The organism is Paenarthrobacter ilicis (assembly GCF_016907545.1).
Lineage (GTDB): Bacteria > Actinomycetota > Actinomycetes > Actinomycetales > Micrococcaceae > Arthrobacter > Arthrobacter ilicis.
This window is the reverse complement of the sequence record NZ_JAFBCD010000001.1, coordinates 1915097-1934875: the sequence shown is the minus strand read 5'-3', so window position 1 is coordinate 1934875 and position 19779 is coordinate 1915097. Positions and strand designations below refer to the sequence as shown.

Annotated in this window: 18 protein-coding genes; 7 read left to right on the top strand and 11 right to left on the bottom strand. The window is 62.8% G+C overall.

The window, feature by feature from the left end; all coding sequences use genetic code 11:
• Window positions 1-4: 4 nt before the first annotated feature.
• Both hrpB and JOE60_RS08795 read right to left on the bottom strand, forming a co-directional pair.
• The gene (gene hrpB, locus JOE60_RS08800; RefSeq protein WP_420851379.1) at window positions 5-2620 is read right to left on the bottom strand and encodes an ATP-dependent helicase HrpB; all 2616 of its coding nucleotides are present in this window, start codon (window positions 2618-2620) and stop codon (window positions 5-7) included.
• A 98-nt stretch (window positions 2621-2718) separates the two neighbouring features.
• The gene (locus tag JOE60_RS08795) at window positions 2719-3762 is read right to left on the bottom strand and encodes an NAD(P)-dependent alcohol dehydrogenase (protein ID WP_167266815.1); all 1044 of its coding nucleotides are present in this window, start codon (window positions 3760-3762) and stop codon (window positions 2719-2721) included.
• A gap of 221 nt (window positions 3763-3983) precedes the next feature.
• Here JOE60_RS08795 and JOE60_RS08790 point away from each other — a divergent pair, with 221 nt between their 5' ends.
• Window positions 3984-5642 (top strand): DapH/DapD/GlmU-related protein, encoded by a 1659-nt coding sequence (locus tag JOE60_RS08790; protein WP_167266817.1) that lies wholly within the window; start codon window positions 3984-3986, stop codon window positions 5640-5642.
• Window positions 5643-5741: 99 nt separating this feature from the next.
• Here the strand turns inward: JOE60_RS08790 and JOE60_RS08785 are convergent, their stop codons facing one another.
• Both JOE60_RS08785 and JOE60_RS08780 read right to left on the bottom strand, forming a co-directional pair.
• Window positions 5742-6308: a hypothetical protein gene (locus JOE60_RS08785; RefSeq protein ID WP_167266819.1), complete on the bottom strand. Its 567-nt coding sequence runs from the start codon at window positions 6306-6308 to the stop codon at window positions 5742-5744.
• A gap of 143 nt (window positions 6309-6451) precedes the next feature.
• A complete protein-coding gene (locus JOE60_RS08780; RefSeq protein ID WP_204814891.1) occupies window positions 6452-7387 on the bottom strand; it encodes a 5'-3' exonuclease in 936 nt (311 codons plus the stop codon).
• Between the two features lie 181 nt (window positions 7388-7568).
• On the opposite strand from JOE60_RS08780, the gene JOE60_RS08775 reads away from it, so the two are divergent.
• Entirely contained in the window at window positions 7569-9473 is a 1905-nt protein-coding gene (locus JOE60_RS08775; protein WP_167266823.1) for an FAD-dependent monooxygenase, read from the top strand.
• Between the two features lie 55 nt (window positions 9474-9528).
• Window positions 9529-9789 (top strand): hypothetical protein, encoded by a 261-nt coding sequence (locus JOE60_RS08770; RefSeq protein ID WP_167267086.1) that lies wholly within the window; start codon window positions 9529-9531, stop codon window positions 9787-9789.
• A gap of 14 nt (window positions 9790-9803) precedes the next feature.
• Here JOE60_RS08770 and JOE60_RS08765 read toward each other — a convergent pair whose 3' ends face one another.
• From JOE60_RS08765 to JOE60_RS08755, 3 genes are all read right to left on the bottom strand, one after another.
• Entirely contained in the window at window positions 9804-10163 is a 360-nt protein-coding gene (locus JOE60_RS08765; RefSeq protein WP_167266825.1) for a TraR/DksA family transcriptional regulator, read from the bottom strand.
• A gap of 6 nt (window positions 10164-10169) precedes the next feature.
• Window positions 10170-10652 (bottom strand): pyridoxamine 5'-phosphate oxidase family protein, encoded by a 483-nt coding sequence (locus tag JOE60_RS08760; protein WP_167266827.1) that lies wholly within the window; start codon window positions 10650-10652, stop codon window positions 10170-10172.
• A gap of 120 nt (window positions 10653-10772) precedes the next feature.
• Window positions 10773-11171, bottom strand: a complete 399-nt coding sequence (locus JOE60_RS08755; RefSeq protein WP_167266829.1) for a hypothetical protein — start codon at window positions 11169-11171, stop codon at window positions 10773-10775.
• 85 nt (window positions 11172-11256) lie between these two features.
• Between JOE60_RS08755 and arfB the strand changes: the two genes are divergently transcribed.
• The gene (gene arfB / locus JOE60_RS08750; RefSeq protein WP_167266831.1) at window positions 11257-11676 is read left to right on the top strand and encodes an alternative ribosome rescue aminoacyl-tRNA hydrolase ArfB; all 420 of its coding nucleotides are present in this window, start codon (window positions 11257-11259) and stop codon (window positions 11674-11676) included.
• 93 nt (window positions 11677-11769) lie between these two features.
• Window positions 11770-14295: an excinuclease ABC subunit UvrA gene (gene uvrA / locus JOE60_RS08745; RefSeq protein ID WP_239529023.1), complete on the top strand. Its 2526-nt coding sequence runs from the start codon at window positions 11770-11772 to the stop codon at window positions 14293-14295.
• Here uvrA and JOE60_RS08740 read toward each other — a convergent pair.
• The 3 genes from JOE60_RS08740 to JOE60_RS18485 form a co-directional block, all read right to left on the bottom strand.
• Window positions 14292-16040 (bottom strand): pyruvate dehydrogenase, encoded by a 1749-nt coding sequence (locus JOE60_RS08740; RefSeq protein WP_167266835.1) that lies wholly within the window; start codon window positions 16038-16040, stop codon window positions 14292-14294. The two genes, uvrA and JOE60_RS08740, sit on opposite strands and share 4 nt — an antisense overlap.
• A 97-nt stretch (window positions 16041-16137) precedes the next feature.
• Entirely contained in the window at window positions 16138-16497 is a 360-nt protein-coding gene (locus tag JOE60_RS08735) for a DUF3846 domain-containing protein (RefSeq protein WP_314323644.1), read from the bottom strand.
• 13 nt (window positions 16498-16510) lie between these two features.
• Complete coding sequence (locus JOE60_RS18485) at window positions 16511-16645, bottom strand: hypothetical protein (protein ID WP_275588128.1); 135 nt, start codon at window positions 16643-16645, stop codon at window positions 16511-16513.
• Window positions 16646-16794: 149 nt separating this feature from the next.
• Between JOE60_RS18485 and ligD the strand changes: the two genes are divergently transcribed.
• Window positions 16795-18033 (top strand): non-homologous end-joining DNA ligase, encoded by a 1239-nt coding sequence (gene ligD, locus JOE60_RS08730; RefSeq protein ID WP_167266837.1) that lies wholly within the window; start codon window positions 16795-16797, stop codon window positions 18031-18033.
• Between the two features lie 63 nt (window positions 18034-18096).
• On the top strand, window positions 18097-18558 hold the full coding sequence (locus JOE60_RS08725) for a phage tail protein (RefSeq protein WP_167266839.1): 462 nt from the start codon (window positions 18097-18099) through the stop codon (window positions 18556-18558).
• A 22-nt stretch (window positions 18559-18580) separates the two neighbouring features.
• Here the strand turns inward: JOE60_RS08725 and JOE60_RS08720 are convergent, their stop codons facing one another.
• On the bottom strand, window positions 18581-19777 hold the full coding sequence (locus JOE60_RS08720) for an NAD(P)/FAD-dependent oxidoreductase (protein WP_167266841.1): 1197 nt from the start codon (window positions 19775-19777) through the stop codon (window positions 18581-18583).
• Between the last annotated feature and the right edge of the window lie 2 nt (window positions 19778-19779).

Genomic DNA, 19779 nt, shown 5'->3' with positions numbered 1-19779 from the left:
CCGGCTACATCCGCTTCTTCGTTTTGGCTGTGGCCGGTGCCGTCCAAGGATCTTCGGGCCAGGGGTGCCTGGGGTAGCGCCCACGCATCTCTGCCCGGACCTGGGCATAGGGTCCGGACCAGAACGACGCCAAATCATCAGTAACAGCCAGGGGCCGCCCTGCTGGTGACAACAGATGAAACAGCACCGGAACCCGGCCTTCCACAAGCCGCGGCGTCCGCTCCCAACCGAAGCACTCCTGCAGCTTCACTGCCACTAGCGGCCGGCCGCCATCGTCATCGGGTTCCGGGTATGCGATCCGTACCCGTGAACCGCTGGGCACTTGCAGCCGCTCCGGGACCAGGTCATCCAAGCCTGAGGCCGCCGGCCAGGGCAGGAGTCGCCGGAGAGGTTCCGTGAGGTTGATGGAACGTACAGCGGTGCCGGTGGCAATGGACTCGAGTTCAGGACCCAACCACTCCTGCACCATGGCCAGCAGCGCGGGCTCGCGGACGTCAGGCCAGGGCGCGCCAAGTTCGCGGTGAAGCAATGCCAACCGACGCCGGAGAACATCAGCAGCCTCCGGCCAGCCGATCATCGCCAACCCGGACTTCTTCACAGCCGAAGCCACCGCCCGGCGACCTGCCTCCGCGGACGGGGGAACCGGCGTCGACGACAAAACGATGGCGCCCAGTTTCCGTACCAGGCGGGCCGTCACACGGCCCTTGTCAAAAGCGGCTTCAACATGCTCCGTCAGCAGGCCCGCCGCGGCCACCGCGGCAAGCTCATGCGAGAACCGGGCAGCCAAACGAATGACGGCTCCTGTTCCCGCCGCATCACGCCCTTGGGCGCGCGAAACCTCTGCAACGGCCAGCCACTCCTCCCCCAGCAACGGGCTGCCCGCCGGCAGCCCGGCCCGGGTACCCGAGGACAGGAGATACGTGGTGGACCCCTCACCGGGAACCCTCCGGGCCACCCGATCAGGGAAGGCCAGCGCGATGACGAAACCCGGCGCATCCTGGGCTGTGACTTCCCCAGGGGACGCGGAAGGCCCGACGACGGGTGCCTCCCGGAGCGCCAGCGACTCAAACCGCTTCACTTCGTCCTTGAAACGGCGGGAACCGGGATCGGACCCCGCGCGCAAGGAGGACAGCAGACGGGCAAAGTCCGCGCCCGGCGCCCGCTGGTCACCGGCCACCACCGCGACGGCTTCCGCGGTGGCCCGAGGCCCGGCCACGGCGGAGCCCTCCAGGAGAGCCCGCGCCAACCGCGGATCTGCCGGCACCCTGGCCAGCGTCTTACCCAGCGGGGTGGCCGCCCCGGACATCGTGACCGCACCGAGTTCGTGGAGCAACTCCATGGCATCGGACATGGCAGCCTGCGGCGGGGCATCGGGAAGCTTGAGGTTGATTCCTCCCGGCGCACCCCAACATGCCAACAGCAGCGCGGCACCTGTCAGGTCCGCAACAGCGATTTCCGGTGTCTGATGGGCGGGCGCGGCTGCAAACGCCTGTGCGTCATAGCAACGGACCACCGTACCGGGCCCCTGCCGCGCCGCGCGGCCCGCGCGCTGGTCAGCGGAGGCACGCGAACAGGACACAGTCACCAGTCCGGACATCCCCCGGCCGGCATCCCGGCGCGGTTCCCTGGAAAGTCCTCCATCGATCACCAACCCCACTCCGGGCACAGTCAGTGACGACTCCGCCAAAGAGGTGGAAACAATAATTCGGGGACGACCACCGGATTCACGGCCGGAAACAGCACGGTCCTGGGCCGCAGGGCCCACCTGGCCATGAAGCTCCAGCACCTCCACGCCGTCCCCAAGACGTGAGCGCAACCGCCCCGCGACGTCGTCCACCTCCCGGGCGCCCGGGAGGAAAACCAAGGCATCCATGCCGGGGCGGCCGGCCAACGCCTCCTGGTAAACGCTCGCGGTCGTGACGGCCACATGTTCAAGGAAAGTGCGCGTCACGCCACGCCCGTCCAGCCGAGCCTCCTTGGCGGGCGCCCAGCGGACAGTCAGGGGATGCAGCGCTGAGGGGCAGTCGACGACGGGCGCCGGGCCGCCGTCGTCGCCGGTTCCCTCGCGGGACAACAGTTCCGCGAAACGTTGCGCATCCAGGGTTGCCGACATCGCAACGAGCATGAGGTCCCCGCGCAAGGCGCAGACGTCGGCCAGCATGCCCAGCAGAAGGTCGGACTCCAGTCCACGCTCGTGGACTTCGTCCAACACCACGGCATTGACGCCCACCAGGTCCGGATCGGCCAGCAAGCGGCGAAGCAGAATTCCAGGGGTAACGAACTCCACCGTGGTATTCCGCGACGTTCTGCTTTCACCCCGGACCGTGTAGCCAACCTTCTCCCCCAGGCGGCTGCCGTCGAGCGCTGCAAGCCGCGCGGCGGCCGAACGGACGGCGACGCGGCGTGGCTGGGTGACCACAACGCGGCCCGTGCCGGACGTCCGCGATTCAGCAAGATTGGCCAGTAATGGGGGAACCAGCGTGGTCTTCCCCGTTCCCGGAGGGGCCTGCACGACTGCCCTGCCGCCGTCGCCCTGTTCTTTGAGGACGTGGGCCAGCTCCGCCAGGGATTCCGCGAAAGCCAGCCCCTCACCCACGGTTTCCAGTCTGAAAGTCACCACACCATTGTCCCTGCTGCCGGACACGCAGAAGGCCACGCTCCAAGGTGCGGAACGTGGCCTGCTGCGATGGCGCTGCTGCAGCGCCGCTTGGTCAAACTTTAGCCAATAGTGGCGGTATCAATGACGAAACGGTAGCGGACGTCGGACGCAAGGACGCGCTCGTAGGCTTCGTTGATCTTGCTGGCCGGGATGACCTCGATCTCTGCACCGAAGCCGTGTTCGGCGCAGAAGTTCAACATTTCCTGGGTTTCGGGAATGCCGCCGATTGCGGAACCAGCGAAGGACCTGCGGCCTCCGATGAGGGCACCTGCCCTGACCGGCAACGGCTCAGCCGGCGCGCCGACGTTGACGAGGGTCCCGTCGAGAGCCAGGAGCTGGAGGTGGGCAGTGATGTCAATGGACGCGCTGACGGTGTTGATGATCAGGTCAAACGTGCCGGCGAGCTTCTCGAAAGTGGTGGGATCGCTGGTGGCGTAGTAGTGATCGGCACCCAACTTGAGGCCGTCTTCCATCTTCTTCAGCGACTGCGAAAGAACGGTAACCTCGGCACCCATGGCGTGGGCAATCTTGACTGCCATGTGGCCAAGTCCGCCCAAGCCAACAATGGCAACCTTTTTACCGGGGCCTGCACCCCAGTGGTGGAGCGGGGAGAACGTGGTGATGCCGGCGCACAACAGGGGTGCAGCTACGTCCAGTTCCAGGCCGTCGGGGATGGTGACGACGAACTCTTCATTCACTACCACGTTGGTGGAGTAGCCACCCTGGGTGATGGTGCCGTCGCGGTCAACGGCACCGTAGGTTCCTACGCTGCCGTTGAGGCAGTACTGCTCCTCGCCGGCGAGGCAGTTCTTGCACTCCTTGCAGGAGTTGACCATGCAGCCGACGCCCACGCGGTCGCCGACCTTGTGCTTGGTCACCTCGGGGCCAACCTCGGACACGATTCCTGCAATTTCGTGGCCCGGAACCAGCGGGTACTGCTGGGGTCCCCAATCGCCGCGGACGGTATGGATATCCGAGTGGCAGATGCCTGCAAACTTGATGTCGATCAGGACATCGTTGGGTCCAACCTCACGGCGTTCAATGGTGGTCAGGGCAAGGTCGCCGGTAGCTGATGGTGATGCGTATGCGGAAGCGGTAGGCATGTTTCTCCTGCGTTGTGAACATTCGTGGATGTTCCCATCTAACTCTCTTTTGGCCGGCCAAAGGAGTTCCTGCCGTGAGGGGTTATGGCAGTACCCCCTTAAAGTGTTCGATCGCGACCGCTTGCGAACACGCGTTGACTGACCTGAGACCGTTCTGTTTACTAGTGGGAAGCGCTTTCCTCGGAGAGTGCCACCGTACCCGATGTGTGGAGACAACCCGCGTGAATTCCCAGCAAGCTCTCAGCTACGACTACTCCCCTTGGACGTTTTGGAACTCCGCCCCGGACGCTGCCCAAGCCGCCCAGCGTGAGTACCAGGAAGAGCTGTCCGGCACGGAAGGGAGCAGCATTGGGAAAGGGGCGTTCCTCGCGCGCACCGCCAACATCGACACCGATTCACTGACCATCGGCACCAACAGTTACATTGCCGCACACGCATATGTCACCGGACGCATCAGCATCGGCAGCGATTGCTCCGTCAACGCCTTTACCGTGGTCCGTGGAGCCGTCAGCATGGGAAACGGCGTGCGGATTGGCGCGCATACCTCCATCCTTGGATTCAACCACTCCATGGATCCCGACGAACCCGTCTTCAAGCAGCCCCTGACCAGCAAAGGCATCATCATCGGTGACGATGTGTGGATAGGTTCCAATGTTGTTGTCCTGGACGGCGTCAGGGTAGGTTCCCATGCTGTCCTCGCCGCAGGAGCGGTGGTCACCAAAGACGTCCCCGAGTGGTCGGTTGTGGGCGGGAATCCTGCGCGACGCCTCCGGGACCGGAGGGATTCAACCGGCACCCGAAAGGTAGACGACGGCGGCCTGCGGGCTTCCCTTGCCGCGTTCGCCGCCCTGGCCCGCGCAGATGCCACGGCGGTACTGGCACGCACTTGGAACTCCGGCGACGGAGGCTGGTATGCAGATCAACCGGGCCGCGAACCCACCGTCCGGGCGCAGTGCGATGCCATAGAGGTGGCCGATCTCCTCCTGGGAACCGCTCCACCCCAGCTGGGTCCGGTACAGCACACTTCACGGCTGAGGTCATTGCAGGACCCCGTCAGCGGCCTTGTGCCGGGCTTCCAGGCCAGCCCTGAAACCCCGCGCTTCGGCAGCGGCGACGCCACGTACCACGTCCTTTCCGTGGGCTATGCCCTGGACCTTTTGGGCAGCGGATTCGAGCACGACATCCACGCCGTGACAGAAACATCTCCCGAATCCCTGCTCACCTCACTGGATGCCCTTCCCTGGGTGAAGGAACCCTGGGAAGCCGGCGCATGGGTGGACGCCTGGGGCACCGCTGCATACTGGAATCTTGCCCGCAAACCGTCAGCCCCATCGACTGCCTTGCAATCCCTGTTCGGCTGGCTGACCACCCACGTCAGCGCCTCATCAGGCACATGGGGAACACCCGGCCTGGACACGCGCCTGAAGGTGGTCAACGGCTATTACCGGTTGGCCCGCGGGACCTTCGCGCAGTTCGGCCTGCCTGTGCCCCATGCTGAGAGGCTCGTGGATACGGTCCTGCTGCATGCCGCTGATCAACGCTACTTCGGGCCCGGCAGGCAGAACGCATGCAACGTCCTGGACGTTATCCATCCACTGTGGCTGGCAGGCAAGCAAACCGCCCACCGTGGGGCGGAAATCCAAGCGTGGGCGAAAGAGCAGCTGGTGCAGGCCCTGACGTGGTGGCGCCCGTGTGAGGGCATGGCTTTCAGTGCAGCACCCGAGAGCGGGAACGGATTCACCCCAGGTCTTCAGGGAACGGAAATGTGGTTGGCCATCATCTGGTACCTGGCAGACGTCCTGGGCCACTCCGAGGCTTTGGGATACCGGCCACGTGGCGTGCACCGGCCCGAGCCGGCTTACCAGTTGCCAACACTTTAGGACGCGGGGGCCAGAACCCGAACGGAGACAGAAAGGGATCCCCCGGACGCATCCGGAGGATCCCTTCAGCACCGGCGTCCGCCCCAACGCCGGCAGTGATCAGCGGCCGCCGCCGCCTATGACGCCGGCATCAACAGCCTTAGTCACGGCGTCTGCCTCGGCCTGGGTGAGCTTGCCGTCGGTGACAGCCTTGTCCAGCCGTGTCTTCAAAGCAGCAGAACGCTGGGCCTGGCCCTCGGCACGGATCTCATCCAAGGCCGTGGTGACCTTGGCTTCGTCCACGCCCAAGGCTGTTGCCAGGGACTTGGCCAGGGCGGCTTCCTGCGTGGCACGGTCCGGCTTGGTTCCTTCAGTGCCTTCAGCCGGCGGTGTAGTGGGCTTGTTGGCCTCGCGGAACGCCTTCAGGGCATCCGTAACTTTAGCTTCGTCCACTCCCAGTTTGGTTGCCAGCTCGGTGGCCATTTTGCCGCCGTCACGACCCGGCCCGTGGCCGTGGACACCGGGCTTGCCGGCGGCGTCCGAAGGAGCAGCGCTTGCATCAGCGGAGGACGTAGCGCTTGGCGACGGGGTAGTGGCCGCCGTCGCCATGCTGGTCACTCCCATCCCTGCTCCCAAGGCCAACGCTCCAGCAGCAACGCCCAATGTGATTCTCTTGGTTTTCGACATGTACCTCTCCTCAATGGGCCGCCATCGGACCCGTTCCTGAGGGACGGCCATCGGCGCCGTCCTTGCTTCCACGATGAGCCGGGTACCCCTGTGCATGCTGTTGCCAACCTGTCATTCGGCTGTGAATGTGGGATCTTGAGTGCTTACGCCAAGCGATCGAACGCTTCCAGGAGGCGCTTCACCGATCCCCCAAGGTTCCATTCGGTGGCCAACCGCTCCAGTTCTGCCCGGGCGTCGCCAGCCACGGGAATCAGCGCTGCGCCGGCTTCGTCAAGGCCAGGCACCTCCAGCCCACGCGCCACCTTGACTACTGCAGGCGCCACTTTGAGGTAGTCCTCCGCAGCCGAAAGTTTGGCCCGCACCGGCCCCGACAAACCGCCGTCGGACTCCTCTGCCGCTTCGAGCAAACCCTCCAGCGAACCGTGCGCAGCGAGCAGGGATGCTGCGGTCTTCTCGCCTATCCCTGCGACGCCGGGAAGACCGTCGGATGCGTCGCCCCGCAGTGTCGCGAAATCGGCGTACTGCTGGGGCAAGACCCGGTATTTGCCCACGATCTCCACCTCGGTCAGGACATCGAGGTTCTTCATGCCCCTGGCCGTGTAGATCACCCGAACGCTCCGCTCATCATCCACCAACTGGAACAGATCACGGTCCCCGGTGACGATGTCCGTGGGCATGGTTGATTGACTCGCATAGGTTCCAATGACGTCATCGGCCTCGTAGCCATCAACACCCACCACAGCAATCCCGGCCAGTTCCAGGACGCGGCGGATCATGGGAATCTGGGCCCCCAGGGGATCTGGAACCACTTCCACATCCGGACCGTCAGGCACCGCTTCGGCCACGCGGTGGGCTTTGTAGCTGGGAATCAGGTCCACCCTCCATTGCGGCCGCCAATCGTTATCCCAGCAAGCAACAAGATGCGTGGCCTCATAGTCCGTGGTGAGCCGGGCGATCATGTCCAACAACCCACGGACAGCGTTGACCGGAGTACCGTCGGGCCGGCGGATGGTGTCGGGCACTCCGTAGAAGGCACGGAAGTACAGGGAGGCAGTGTCAAGGAGCATCAGTCGCGGCATAACTGATCCTGACACGAGCTGCCGGAATTCCGCACCACTTCGGGACCATATGTACGCCGGATGTGGCAGGCACTTGAAGACGTCTGTGAGCTGCCTTACGCTTATGTGAGCGATATTAGAACGTACTGTTCTATTATCGAACATATCTGGCCCAGCAGCCCACAAAGAAGTGAGGACCCCCGTGCAGTTTCACCACCACGGCTACGTATCCGGTGACCCGAGGGTCGAACCCGCAGCAGGTGTGGGACTCGACCGGCCGGAAGAACTCCCCGACCACATGGATGTCCTGATTGTTGGGAGCGGTCCGGCCGGCATGCTGGCTGCCGCCCAACTGTCCCAGTTCCCGGGCGTCACCACCCGGATCATTGAACGTCGTCCAGGCAGGCTTGCCATCGGCCAGGCCGACGGCATCCAAGCGCGGAGTGTGGAAACTTTCCAGGCTTTTGGCTTCGCCGAACGCATCATCGCCGAGGCGTACCGCATCACCGAGATGTCGTTCTGGAAGCCGGACCCTGCAGACCACTCACGGATTGTCCGGGCCGCCCGCGCGGTGGACGATCCCGCCGGAATCAGCGAATTCCCGCACTTGATTGTCAACCAGGCCCGGGTGCTGGACTACTTCGCTGAATTCATGGCCAACTCCCCCACCCGGATGACGCCGGACTACGGCTATGAATTCGTTGGTTTGGAGGTCACAGCCGACAACGAGTATCCGGTCAAGGTGACCCTCGCCCACACCTCCGGACCGGAGGAGGGCACGGAGAAGACCATCCACGCCAAATATGTGGTGGGTGCTGATGGGGCCCGCAGCAAGGTCCGCCAGGCCATCGGCTGTCATCTGGCCGGCGACCAGGCCAACCACGCCTGGGGTGTCATGGATGTACTGGCTGTGACCGACTTCCCGGACATCCGCACCAAGTGCGCCATCCAGTCCGGCAGCGGCGGCAGCATTCTTCTGATCCCGCGTGAGGGCGGACACCTGTTCCGGATGTACGTGGATCTTGGTGAGGTCAACCCCGCGGACAAGGGCGCGGTCCGGAACACCACCATTGAGCAGATCATCCAGAAGGCCAACGACATCATCCATCCCTACACCCTGGACGTCCGCAATGTGGCGTGGCACAGCGTTTACGAGGTAGGCCACAGGCTGACAGACCGGTTCGACGACGTTCTTCCGGAGGAACACGGCCAGCGTGCGCCGCGGGTGTTCATTACCGGCGATGCCTGCCACACGCACAGTGCCAAGGCCGGCCAGGGTATGAATGTTTCCATGCAGGACGGCTTCAATATCGGGTGGAAACTGGGGCACGTGCTGGAAGGCCGCAGTCCGGAGAGCCTTTTGGACACCTATTCCGCCGAACGCCAAGTGGTGGCCAGGAACCTCATCGACTTCGACAAGCAATGGTCCACGCTGATGGCAAAGAAGCCCGAAGAATTCGAAGACCCGGCGGAACTGGAAACCTTCTACACCAGCACTGCGGAGTTCCCGGCAGGTTTCATGACACAGTACGCACCCTCCATGCTGGTTGCAGAAGCGCACCATCAAGAGCTTGCCACGGGTTTCCCTGTTGGTAAACGCTTCAAATCGGCTCCCGTGCTGCGCGTATGCGACACCAACCCCATGCACCTTGGCCACCACGCAAAGGCCGATGGCCGGTGGCGGATCTATGTCTTTGCGGACACTGCGCAGGCAGGCGCCCCGGGCCGGGTGGCGGATTTTGCCGAGTGGCTCGCGGACTCGCCCCAATCACCGTTGGCCGCGACGCCGTCGGGCCTGGACCAGGACGCATGGTTCGACGTAAAGGTGATTTACCAGCAGGACCACACGGCCATTGATATCAATGCGGTACCTGCGGTGTTCAAACCCACGGTTGGACCGTTCAAACTCACGTACCTTGAGAAGGTCTTTGGTACCGACCCTGCCAACGATATTTTCGAAGCACGGGGGCTCAGCCGTGACGGCGCCGTGGTGGTGGTCCGGCCCGATCAGTATGTGGCCAACGTGCTGCCGCTGTCTGCGACAGACGAACTTGCCGGGTTCTTCGCGCCCCAACTCTTGGCGGGGCACAGCAGCGCGTTGTCCTGATACATACGCACGTAAGGAACACTGGTGGTACCTACCAGTGAAAGCACGGTTCCGCATGATCTCCCTGCACCAGGACGCCCAAGGCTATATCCGCATGAAACGGCATTTTCCCGCCACCACCGAGGTGTCAGTGGTTTTTGCCGATGGCGCGGAGGAGGTCTTTAGTGGCAAGCGGCTCAACGAGATCTACGACCAAGCCCTGGCGGATTTCCGTGCCGCGAATCATCTTGATGCCAAGGGCTATGACCGTGGTCCACAAAAGAAGGTCCAGCAGGGCATCGAATTCGTTCCGGTGTCACCGGGGATGTCCTGCTGAACCAACTTTTTCAGTTACTGCCAACGCCGCCCTGATGCGTGATTGACGCAAAAGGGAGTCCAGGGCCTGGCCTCCATCCTGCCTTCCGGAATCTCCACGCCGCACACCGCGCACTGCCCAAAGGTTCCGTCCGCGATCCTGGCCAACGCCGCCTCGATGTGTTCCAGGCCCGCTTGGCTTTGGCCCATGAGGGCAGACGCCTGGGACAGCTCGAACGCGATGGTGCTGCCCTCGGGGTCGTGCTCGTCATCAACATTGGAGTCCTGGCGGGCTAAGCTGACCGAGGCGATGTCCCCTCGCAGCGCTTTCAGTAACGCCAGTTTGCGTTCCCGCTCGCCTTCCAGAAGAAGCCGGAACCGCTCGGCGTCAACCATGATGGATCACAGGTCCACGGTGCCGCTTTCGCCCACGCTGAAGCGCGAGTTGGTGACCTTGGACTTGACCCACTGGAGAACCGTTGCAGCGGTGCCTCCCGGGCTGGTCCAGTATTCTGCCGAGTCCGAGTCGACGCGCAGCAGGCAGACTTCGGGAGTGTCGGGGCCGTCCGGGTACCACGCTTCCACCACCTGGTTCCACATGTCGTGGATCTTCTGGCGGTCCGTGACAATCTCGGCCGTTCCGGCCACGGAGACCCACTCGGTGTTCTTGCCGAAGGAGACGTTGACGCGGGGGTCCTTGCGCACGTGGGCTACCTGCGAGGTCCCCAGGCCGGTGAAGAACCACATGTCGCCGTCTTCCTGGACTTCCTGGACTGCCAGCGGACGGCTGACCAACGCCCCGTCCTCATTGAGGGTGGTCAGCATCCCGATCTTGGAATCGTTGATGATGTCAGTGACTTTGCTGATGGCGTGCTCTTCAGTCATGCGGGCCTCACTTCTGGTCGTAGCTGGACTCAAAACCGTGTCCGGGGCTTATCCCCACAAACACCATATTAGTAAGGATACTGATTTGCTAGACAGTCAAGCAAACAGCACCGAAGGGCCTTACTGGAACAGCAGCAGGACAAACCCACCCAAGGTGCTGAGGATGCCCAGTCCCGTCAATATCCAGCCCAGAATGAGGACCGTGTTGTCGTGCCGGGGAGGCTCAAGGGAGCATTGGGAGGGATGGCACAGATCGTAGTGGACCAGCACCGCCCCTGACGCCACAGTGTCCTGGTGGGCGGGAATATCCAACAGGACTTTTTGCTCTTGGTGGGCTTGATCCTGCCACTGCACCCCGAGGAATCCACCAGCAGCAAAACGGATTCCGTCAGCAGTAGCCCATACGCAACGGCGCCGGGAAATGACCCACGCACTCACCAGCAAGGGCACGCCGGGAACAAACCCCACCCACGTCATCACTTCGAGGACCGGGCCAAGAACATCCACCGCATTGGCCATAACCTGATCCTAAGTCCACCAGTCCCCCGCATCAGCCTGATGCAGGTGCGCCTGGGCAAGCGCCGGGCATGAGAAACTGGGACCCATGGACTTGCAGGTGACCCCGGCGCTGGTCATCCCCGCCTCCGAACTCGGTTGGCGGTTCTCCCGCTCGTCCGGCCCGGGCGGTCAGCATGTGAACACCACGGACACCCGGGCAGAACTCCTGTGGGACATTGCCGGGTCCACTGCGGTGTCCGACACCCAGCGCCAAATCCTGCTCACCCACCTGGAAAAACGCCTGGTCAATGGAGTCGTCAGCGTGACGGCCTCGGAGGAACGGTCCCAATTGCGCAACCGCGAAATGGCTCTGGCCAAGCTGAAGACACTGGTCTTCACGGCCCTGGTCCCGGAGCCCGTCCGCCGCCCATCAAAGCCCACCCGGGGATCTGCCCGCCGCCACAGAGTGGCCAAAGAACAGCGTTCCGCGACAAAACAACAACGACGACGGCCTGCCGCCGAGTGATCCCGCATGCGCAGTGATCGGGCGGCAGCTAGAGTCGACTAAATGGACAGTAACCTGACTACATATGATGCGCCCTCTTTCGACACACCCGGCATGCAGGGTCCTGTGGCCGAGGACGGGTTTGTCAGGGTTCGTGGCGCCCAAGAAAACAACCTGCAAAACGTCAACGTTGACGTCCCCCGGGACGCCATCGTGGCCTTCACGGGAGTCTCAGGTTCAGGCAAGTCCTCCCTGGCGTTCGGCACCATCTATGCCGAAGCCCAACGCCGCTACTTTGAATCTGTGGCCCCTTACGCGCGGCGGCTGATCCAACAGGGCCACAATCCAAAGGTGGAGTCGATCACCGGCCTGCCGCCCGCCGTCGCCCTCCAACAGCGGCGGGGCACCGCTTCCTCCCGCTCCAGTGTTGGCACGGTCACCACGCTCTCCAACTCACTGCGCATGCTTTACTCCCGGGCCGGCACCTATCCGGCAGGCTCTGCACAGCTGGACTCGGACTCCTTCTCCCCCAACACAGCGGCCGGCGCGTGCCCTGAATGCCACGGCCTGGGTACCGCCCACACCGTGACCGAAGCTTCCCTGGTTCCGGATCAAAATCTCAGCATCCGCGACGGCGCCATAGCGGCCTGGCCTGGCGCATGGCAGGGCAAGAACCTGCGCGACATCCTCACGCATTTGGGCTATGACGTTGACACTCCGTGGCGGAAGCTGCCCAAGGACCAGCGGGATTGGATCCTGTTTACCGAAGAGCAGCCCGTGGTGGAAGTTACGCCGCAGCGGGACAGGGTAGCCAAGCCCTACAAGGGCAGGTTCTGGAGTGCCAGAAGCTACGTCCGGCATACCTTGGCGGACTCGAAGAGCGCGGCCATGCGGGACCGCGCCCTGCGCTTCATGGAGTCCGGACGCTGCCCCCGATGCGATGGCAGCGGATTGCGCCCCGAGGCGCTGGCGGTAACATTCGCGGGCCGTACCATTGCCGAACTGAACCACCTGCCCATGAGTGAACTGGCTGACGTCATCCGGCCGACCACCCGGCACAAAGATGCCGAGACAGCCTCACGCAGCCGGACCTCCGGCGAGCACAACGGGATAGCGGTAGCGATCACCACCGATCTTCTTCAGCGGATCACCGTGCTCACGGACCTGGGGCTGGGCTATTTGGCCCTCGGCAGGCAGACACCCACCCTCTCGCCGGGCGAGATGCAAAGGCTGAGGATCGCCACTCAGTTGCGTTCGGGGCTGTTCGGCGTCATCTATGTCCTGGATGAGCCATCAGCGGGCCTGCATCCGGCCGACGCCGAATCACTCCTTGAAGTGCTTCACCAGTTGAAGGCATCCGGGAACACGGTGTTTGTGGTGGAGCACAACATGGACGTGGTGCGGGCAGCGGATTGGCTGGTGGATGTGGGTCCCGATGCCGGAGCCGGAGGCGGACAAATTCTGTACAGCGGCCCGATCGACGGCCTCACTGACATACCGGGCTCGTTGACCCGGCCCTTCCTTTTCCCGGGCACCGCTTCACCTGACGCCGAAACATCCGGCGTCGCAGCACCCCAGGGACGTCGTGCCGGGAACCCTCCCCGGGAAGCGAACGAGTGGCTGGAACTTCGGAACATCACCCAGCACAATTTGCGGGATGTCCAGGCACGCTTTCCCCTGGGTATGCTGACAGCCGTCACGGGAGTCTCCGGTTCGGGCAAGTCCACTTTGGTGGGGAGGGTGCTGGGCGGGACGGTGGAAGCCGCGCTCCGTGGATCACAGGGCGGAAACCGCGATCGCGATGCCCCGGAAAAGCAAGCCAGTGCCGCCATCGTCACCGGCAAGGACCATGTGAACCGTTTGGTCACGGTGGACCAGAAGCCCATCGGGCGTACTCCGCGATCCAACCTTGCCACCTACACAGGCCTGTTTGATGGTGTGCGGAAGGAATTTGCTGCAACAGAGGACGCCAAGACGCGCGGATTCGGTGCCGGCCGGTTTTCCTTCAACGTGGCGGGCGGACGTTGCGAAACCTGCCAGGGCGAGGGATTCGTCGCAGTGGAGCTGCTGTTCCTGCCCGGCAGCTACGGGCCGTGCCCGGAATGCCATGGATCGCGATTCAACCCGGAAACCCTGGAGGTTAAGTATCGGGACAAGACAATCGCTGACGTCCTGGGCATGACGGTCCAGGAGGCACTGGACTTCTTCGCCGACCTCCCCGGGGTGCACCGGAGCCTGCTGACCCTGAACGACGTCGGACTGGGGTACCTCAGGTTGGGGCAACCCGCCACGGAGCTCTCCGGGGGCGAAGCCCAACGCATCAAGCTGGCTACCGAACTGCAGCGCCTCCAACACGGCAACACGCTCTACCTGCTGGACGAGCCCACCACCGGGCTGCATCCCGCTGACGTTCTGCGCCTGATGGCGCAGCTTCACAAGCTGGTGGACGCCGGCAACACGGTGGTCATCGTGGAGCACCAGATGGATGTGGTGGCGGGAGCTGACTGGGTCATCGATCTGGGGCCCGGCGGCGGCGACGCCGGCGGCAAGGTCATTGCCGCCGGACCGCCCGCCGTCGTCGCCTCCTCCACGGACAGCAGGACTGCACCCTACCTGGCGTCAGCCCTCACCCAGGACTAACGCCGGGGGATATTCCGCAGGTTGCTGCGCGCCATGCTGACAGCCTCGCCGGCACCACGGTTCAGGACCACCTTGGACATCGCAGTGGCGAACCCGATGACCTGGGAACCGGAAATCTTGGGCGGGATGGACAACGCGTTCGGATCGGTGATGAGTTCCACCAAGGAGGGACCCGGGTGGGCGAAGGCCTCACGGTAAGCGGATTCAACCAGGGCAGGATCCGTCACCCGGACAGCATGGAAGCCAAGCGCCTTCGCCACACCGGCGTAGTTGGCATCCGGAACATCCACGCCGAAGTCCGGCAGGCCGTCAACCAGCATCTCCAGCTTCACCATTCCCAGCGTGGAGTTGTTGAAAACCACGACGTTCACGGGCAATTTGTGGGCGGCCGCTGTGACCAGCTCCCCAAGGAGCATGGACAGGCCGCCGTCACCCGAAACCGAGATCACTTGGCGCCCCGGGAAGGCCAGTTGGGCACCAATGGCGTGCGGCAGGGCGTTGGCCATTGAGCCGTGAAGGAATGAACCGATCAGCCTCCGCGTCCCCAGTGGATTGATGTAGCGCGCTGTCCAGACATTGCACATGCCCGTATCAGCCGTGAAGATCGCATCGTCTGCGGCCACCTGGTCCAGCAAGGATGCCGCGTACTCGGGATGTATGGGCTGCTTCTTCTCCACCTTGCGGGTGTAGGCGCCCACTGCCTTGTTCATGAGACGGTCATGCTTTTTCAGCATTTGATCCAGGAACCGCCGGCTTTTCTTCGCTTTAACCAGCGGCAGCAGGGCCTTCAGGGTGGGAAGCACGTCACCGTGGACAGCAATGTCGACGTCGGTCCGGCGCCCAAGCCGCTGCGCGGCACGGTCCACCTGCGCAGTGCGGGTGTCCGGAAGGAACTGGTCGTAAGGAAAATCGGTGCCCAGGAGAATCAAGAGATCAGCGTCTTCAATGCCCTCGGCCGCAGCACCGTAACCCAGCAAGCCGGTCATGCCAATGTCAAAAGGATTGTTGTACTGGACAAAATCCTTGCCACGCAAGGAGTGGCCTATGGGTGCGTTGATCAGTTCCGCCAAGGACATCAGCTCGGCATGGGCACCTTCGACGCCCACGCCGGCAAAGATGGCTACCTTTCCAGCGTCGTTGATGGCCTGCGCCAGTTCTTGAACGCTGACAGGGTCCGGCACCAGGCTCGCGGGGCGGAACGCGGCGGGCGCCGGGGTGGCTGCGGTGGCTTCCAGCCCGGCGATATCTCCCGGAAGTGTTACAACAGCAACCCCTCTGAGTGCCACAGAATTTTGAATGGCGCTGTGCATGACCCGGGGAGCCTGATCGGTGGTGCTGATCATCTCGGAGTACACGGAACACTCGTTGAAGAGCCGGTCCGGATGCGTCTCCTGGAAGAATCCACTGCCAATCTGCTTGCTGGGTATATGGGAGGCAATGGCCAGGACCGGAGCGCCTGTCCGGTTGGCGTCGTAGAGCCCGTTGATCAGGTGCAGGTTTCCCGGCCCACAGGATCCTGCACACACAGCGAGCTTACCCGTCAATTGCGCTTCAGCCGCGGCCGCAAAAGCAGCTGCTTCCTCGTGACGGACATGGATCCAGTCAATGCCGCCATTGGCCGAACCCCCCGTCTGCCGGACGGCGTCCACCAGTGGATTGAGGCTGTCACCCACAATCCCGTAGATACGCTGCACCCCGGCAGCCTGGAGTTGTTCAATGAGTTGGGTGGCAAGTTCTTTGGCCATGGCGTGCAGGCTCCCGCAGTTGTGGTGGTGGGCTGACATGGCCAAATATAGTCCGCCAGGCTCCGTCCAAGCTGGTGGTGCCCGGCTCCGGGGGTTTTTACGCAGCCAACTGCAAGCCAAGGAGGTCCTGCGCCAGCCGAAGCAAGTACTCAGGAACGTCAGCTTCCCCGCCGTCCGGCCCGTCTCCCAAAAACACCGCGTTTCCCTTGACTGTATCCACGCCAATACCCGCCTCACGGATCAGCACTTCGGCGCGGACGTTTGGTGGCAACGGAATGTAATCCGCTTCATCATTCAGATAAACATGCCAACCGAAGCAGTTCATCGATTCCACGGGTCCCTGCACCAATTTCCGGTATTTCTCCAATTCGGCATTCATCACCTCAACCCGCACCGGAATATTCAAGTCTGCAGGGACAATGAGTGCAGCAAAACGCCTGCCCATGGCCTTCTCCACGCTCCAACCTGATCTAGCGCTGGTTCTTCCGGGGTTTTGAAAAGATGCCATCAGCACTCTCCGCCTTGGCCCTCTTTTGCGCACGCTTCTCCAGAACCGTTTTTCCCGTCTTTTTTACATTGGCGTTTCCACGCAATTTTGCAGACATGTTTTTCTCCTCCCAAACCGTTGATAACAACACCATACCCACTTTAAATATTTAAGCCAGCCGGTAATTTCAGGACAAATTCACTGACGGCGGCAACGACTTTTTACGGGACTCTGGTGGGGGCACGCATTGATTGCTAGCGTGGCCGCATGAGCCCGTCAAAATCCCCGGTGCAGATCCTGGACATCGCCGGCCATGAGGTGCGTGTTTCCAACCCCGACAAAGTGGTTTTTCCTGAACCCGGCATCACAAAGATGGATCTGGTCCGCTACTACCTGGAGGTTGCAGAGGGAGCTCTCAGAGGCGCAGCCGGACGGCCCATGGTCCTCAAACGATTTCCCAAAGGCATCGACCAGGAGCCCTTCTTCCAAAAGCGTGTGCCGGAGAACCATCCGGAGTTCATAGACACAGCCACCCTCCACTACTCGTCGGGTACCTCAGCCGAGGAGGCAGTCATCCGCGATGCCGCAGGACTGGCCTGGGTGGTCAACCTGGGCTGCCTTGACCTGAATCCGCACCCGGTGCGGGCGGAGGACCTGGACCACCCCGATGAGCTGCGCGTTGACCTGGACCCCATGCCCGGCGTCGGGTGGTCACAGATTGTGGACACCGCCTGGATCGCACGCGACGTTCTGGCCGACGTCGGCCTTAAAGGGTGGCCCAAGACCAGTGGTTCCAGGGGGTTGCACATCCTCACCCGCATCTCCCCCGAGTGGACCTACAAGGATGTACGCCTCGCCGCAGAAACACTGGCCCGGGAAGTGGAAAACCGTGCGCCGGGCCTGGCGACTGCCCGGTGGTGGAAAGAGGAACGCGGGGAAAGCGTCTTTGTTGACTTCAACCAGAATGCCAAAGACCGCACAGTAGCCTCGGCATACTCCGTGCGTTCGCTGCCCGACGCGCGCGTCTCGACTCCGCTGGACTGGGAGGAACTGGCCACGGCCAGTCCGGAGCAATTCACGGTGCTTACCGTGCCTGGGCGTTTCGCGGACATGGGCGACCCCCACTCCGGAATTGACGATTCTGCAGGATCACTGGAAGGTTTGCTTGCCCTGGCAACCGAGCTGGGACCGGCGGAAAAAGCACCCAGGACCGGAGACGGTTCGGGACGCCGGGTCTCCACCGTGCCGTTGATTGAGGTGGCGCGCACCAGAACCAAACCCGAAGCGTTGGCCGCCGTTGAGGAGTGGAAGTCCAAACACAGGGAGATCGTGGAGGCGCTCCACCCCGCCGACATCCTTATTGACGGCATGCGGGGATCGAGTTCCCTCTGGTACCGGGTGCGCGTCAACTTACAGCACGTCCCCGAGGCGCTGCGCATCGGGCAAGAGCCCCTGCTGGCCGACTATGATCCTTGGGCAGGAAGGGAATGGCCCGGCAGGCAATAACGCGGAGCCATCCAAGCAACGGCCGGGCTGCCATAGGCGTGGCCCACAGACGCAGGAGCACCCATGCCACACATTGTTGATTTTTCCGAGGTTTCCACTGAAGGATTGGAGTCCTCCCCCGTGGCGGAGGCCCTGGCCGGGCTGCGTGCCAATGAGGCCAGGTATTTCCGCAACAAGTATCAGCATGTTTTTGAAGTAAGTCCGGCAGCTGAGGTCCCGGAGGTAGTTGGGCGGGTCAGCCAAATCCTCCGCGAGGAGCGGAACATCGTGATCGAGTCCCCGCCGTTGGAAGCCACTGCATTCCAGGTTGAGGACCTGGACATGTCCTACGTCTTCTATCAGTCCGGGCTTTCCATCAACGTCATGTACAGCACTGCCGGCGGCAAAAGGGCGGTGGGCTTCAAGCTTTCCGACGGTATGGAGGTCCCGGAGGAACTGGCCGGCACGTTCAAGTTCGCCCGGCAAAAATCCAGGTTGGCCGGCGTGATCCGCGGATCCTATTTCGTCATCAAAGGCGAGTACTGAACGGCGGTGGGTGCCGCCGTCGTCATGCCCGTCCCTTGAGAATCAGGCGCCAATAGACCTGGGGAAACATCACACGGTCCACCACCCATGACAGCTTGCTCTCTTTCCACGTGGGCACTCCGGGAAGGCTGGGCATCTGGTTGTAGTCCTGATCGAATTCGGCAAAAACCACCGTGTCCCTGGAGACAGTGAAAGGGCATACCGAATAGCCGTTGTACCTCTCAGGAAGAGCGGCTCCTCTTTGTGCTGCCACCAGGTTCTTCGCCAGGACTTTGACCTGTTTCCGCAAGGCACCTCCTGACTTGGAATTGGTTGTTGCCGCCGCGTCACCCAACGACCAGACTTCCGGATAACGGGGGTGTCGCAATGTCCCGGGGTCCACCTCCACGAAGCCGCCGTCATCTCCGGCCGCCGGCAGATCCGTACCCTTCAACCAATCAGGAGCACTTTGTGGAGGTACAGCGTTGAGGACGTCGTACTGCAGTTTCTCCACTTCGCCGGTGGGGTTGTGCCGGATGCTGGCCGTTCTGTTGGATGCGTCCACCGAGACCAACTCGCTGTTGGTGCGAAGCTCGATGCCGTACTCCGCCATCTTCCTCTCCAGCTCCTGGTCCACGTGCGGGACACCGAACACAGACGGATACGGCTGAACCATGACAACCCGGATGCTGTCCAGGACTCCGGCTTGCTTCCAGTGATCGCACGCAAGATACATGGGTTTCTGGCTCGCTCCAGCGCATGTGACCGGCTCTGACGGCATGGTGAAGATCGCCGTACCGACGTCCAGGCTGCTCAGGAGGGACCATGTTTTGGGCGCGAGCTCAAACTCGTAGTGCGAGGTGCCGTAGGGGGAATGAACCGCCTCAGCCAGGCCGGGGACAGCTTCCCACTGGAACTGGATCCCCGGACACACCACCAAGTTTCCATAGGACACTGATTCGCCGGAACCCAGAGTTACGGTCCGTGCCTGTGCGTCCACATCAGTGGCCGTGTCCTGGATCCAGTGGATCCCCCGGGGGATGACGGAACGCTGACTGCGGACAGCTTCTTTGACCGATGCTCGACCACCGGCAATATGTGAGAACAGGGGCTGGTAGAAGTGCTGGTCCCTGGGCTCAATCAGGCCGATGTCCTTGACGCCGTAGCGTTTGAGGCGCGCGGCAAGTGAAATGCCCGCATTGCCGCCCCCGATCACCAGGACGTCGTGGCGGCGGGCCATGA

Coding starts and splice junctions, on each gene's coding strand:
- JOE60_RS08795 (WP_167266815.1), bottom strand. CDS start 3,762: ATGCCTACCGCTTCCGCATACGCATCACCATCAGCTACCGGCGACCTT.
- JOE60_RS08785 (WP_167266819.1), bottom strand. CDS start 6,308: ATGTCGAAAACCAAGAGAATCACATTGGGCGTTGCTGCTGGAGCGTTG.
- JOE60_RS08780 (WP_204814891.1), bottom strand. CDS start 7,387: ATGCCGCGACTGATGCTCCTTGACACTGCCTCCCTGTACTTCCGTGCC.
- JOE60_RS08770 (WP_167267086.1), top strand. CDS start 9,529: ATGATCTCCCTGCACCAGGACGCCCAAGGCTATATCCGCATGAAACGG.
- JOE60_RS08765 (WP_167266825.1), bottom strand. CDS start 10,163: ATGGTTGACGCCGAGCGGTTCCGGCTTCTTCTGGAAGGCGAGCGGGAA.
- JOE60_RS08760 (WP_167266827.1), bottom strand. CDS start 10,652: ATGACTGAAGAGCACGCCATCAGCAAAGTCACTGACATCATCAACGAT.
- JOE60_RS08755 (WP_167266829.1), bottom strand. CDS start 11,171: ATGGCCAATGCGGTGGATGTTCTTGGCCCGGTCCTCGAAGTGATGACG.
- arfB (WP_167266831.1), top strand. CDS start 11,257: ATGGACTTGCAGGTGACCCCGGCGCTGGTCATCCCCGCCTCCGAACTC.
- uvrA (WP_239529023.1), top strand. CDS start 11,770: ATGCAGGGTCCTGTGGCCGAGGACGGGTTTGTCAGGGTTCGTGGCGCC.
- JOE60_RS08740 (WP_167266835.1), bottom strand. CDS start 16,040: ATGGCCAAAGAACTTGCCACCCAACTCATTGAACAACTCCAGGCTGCC.
- JOE60_RS18485 (WP_275588128.1), bottom strand. CDS start 16,645: ATGTCTGCAAAATTGCGTGGAAACGCCAATGTAAAAAAGACGGGAAAA.
- ligD (WP_167266837.1), top strand. CDS start 16,795: ATGAGCCCGTCAAAATCCCCGGTGCAGATCCTGGACATCGCCGGCCAT.
- JOE60_RS08725 (WP_167266839.1), top strand. CDS start 18,097: ATGCCACACATTGTTGATTTTTCCGAGGTTTCCACTGAAGGATTGGAG.
- JOE60_RS08720 (WP_167266841.1), bottom strand. CDS start 19,777: ATGGCCCGCCGCCACGACGTCCTGGTGATCGGGGGCGGCAATGCGGGC.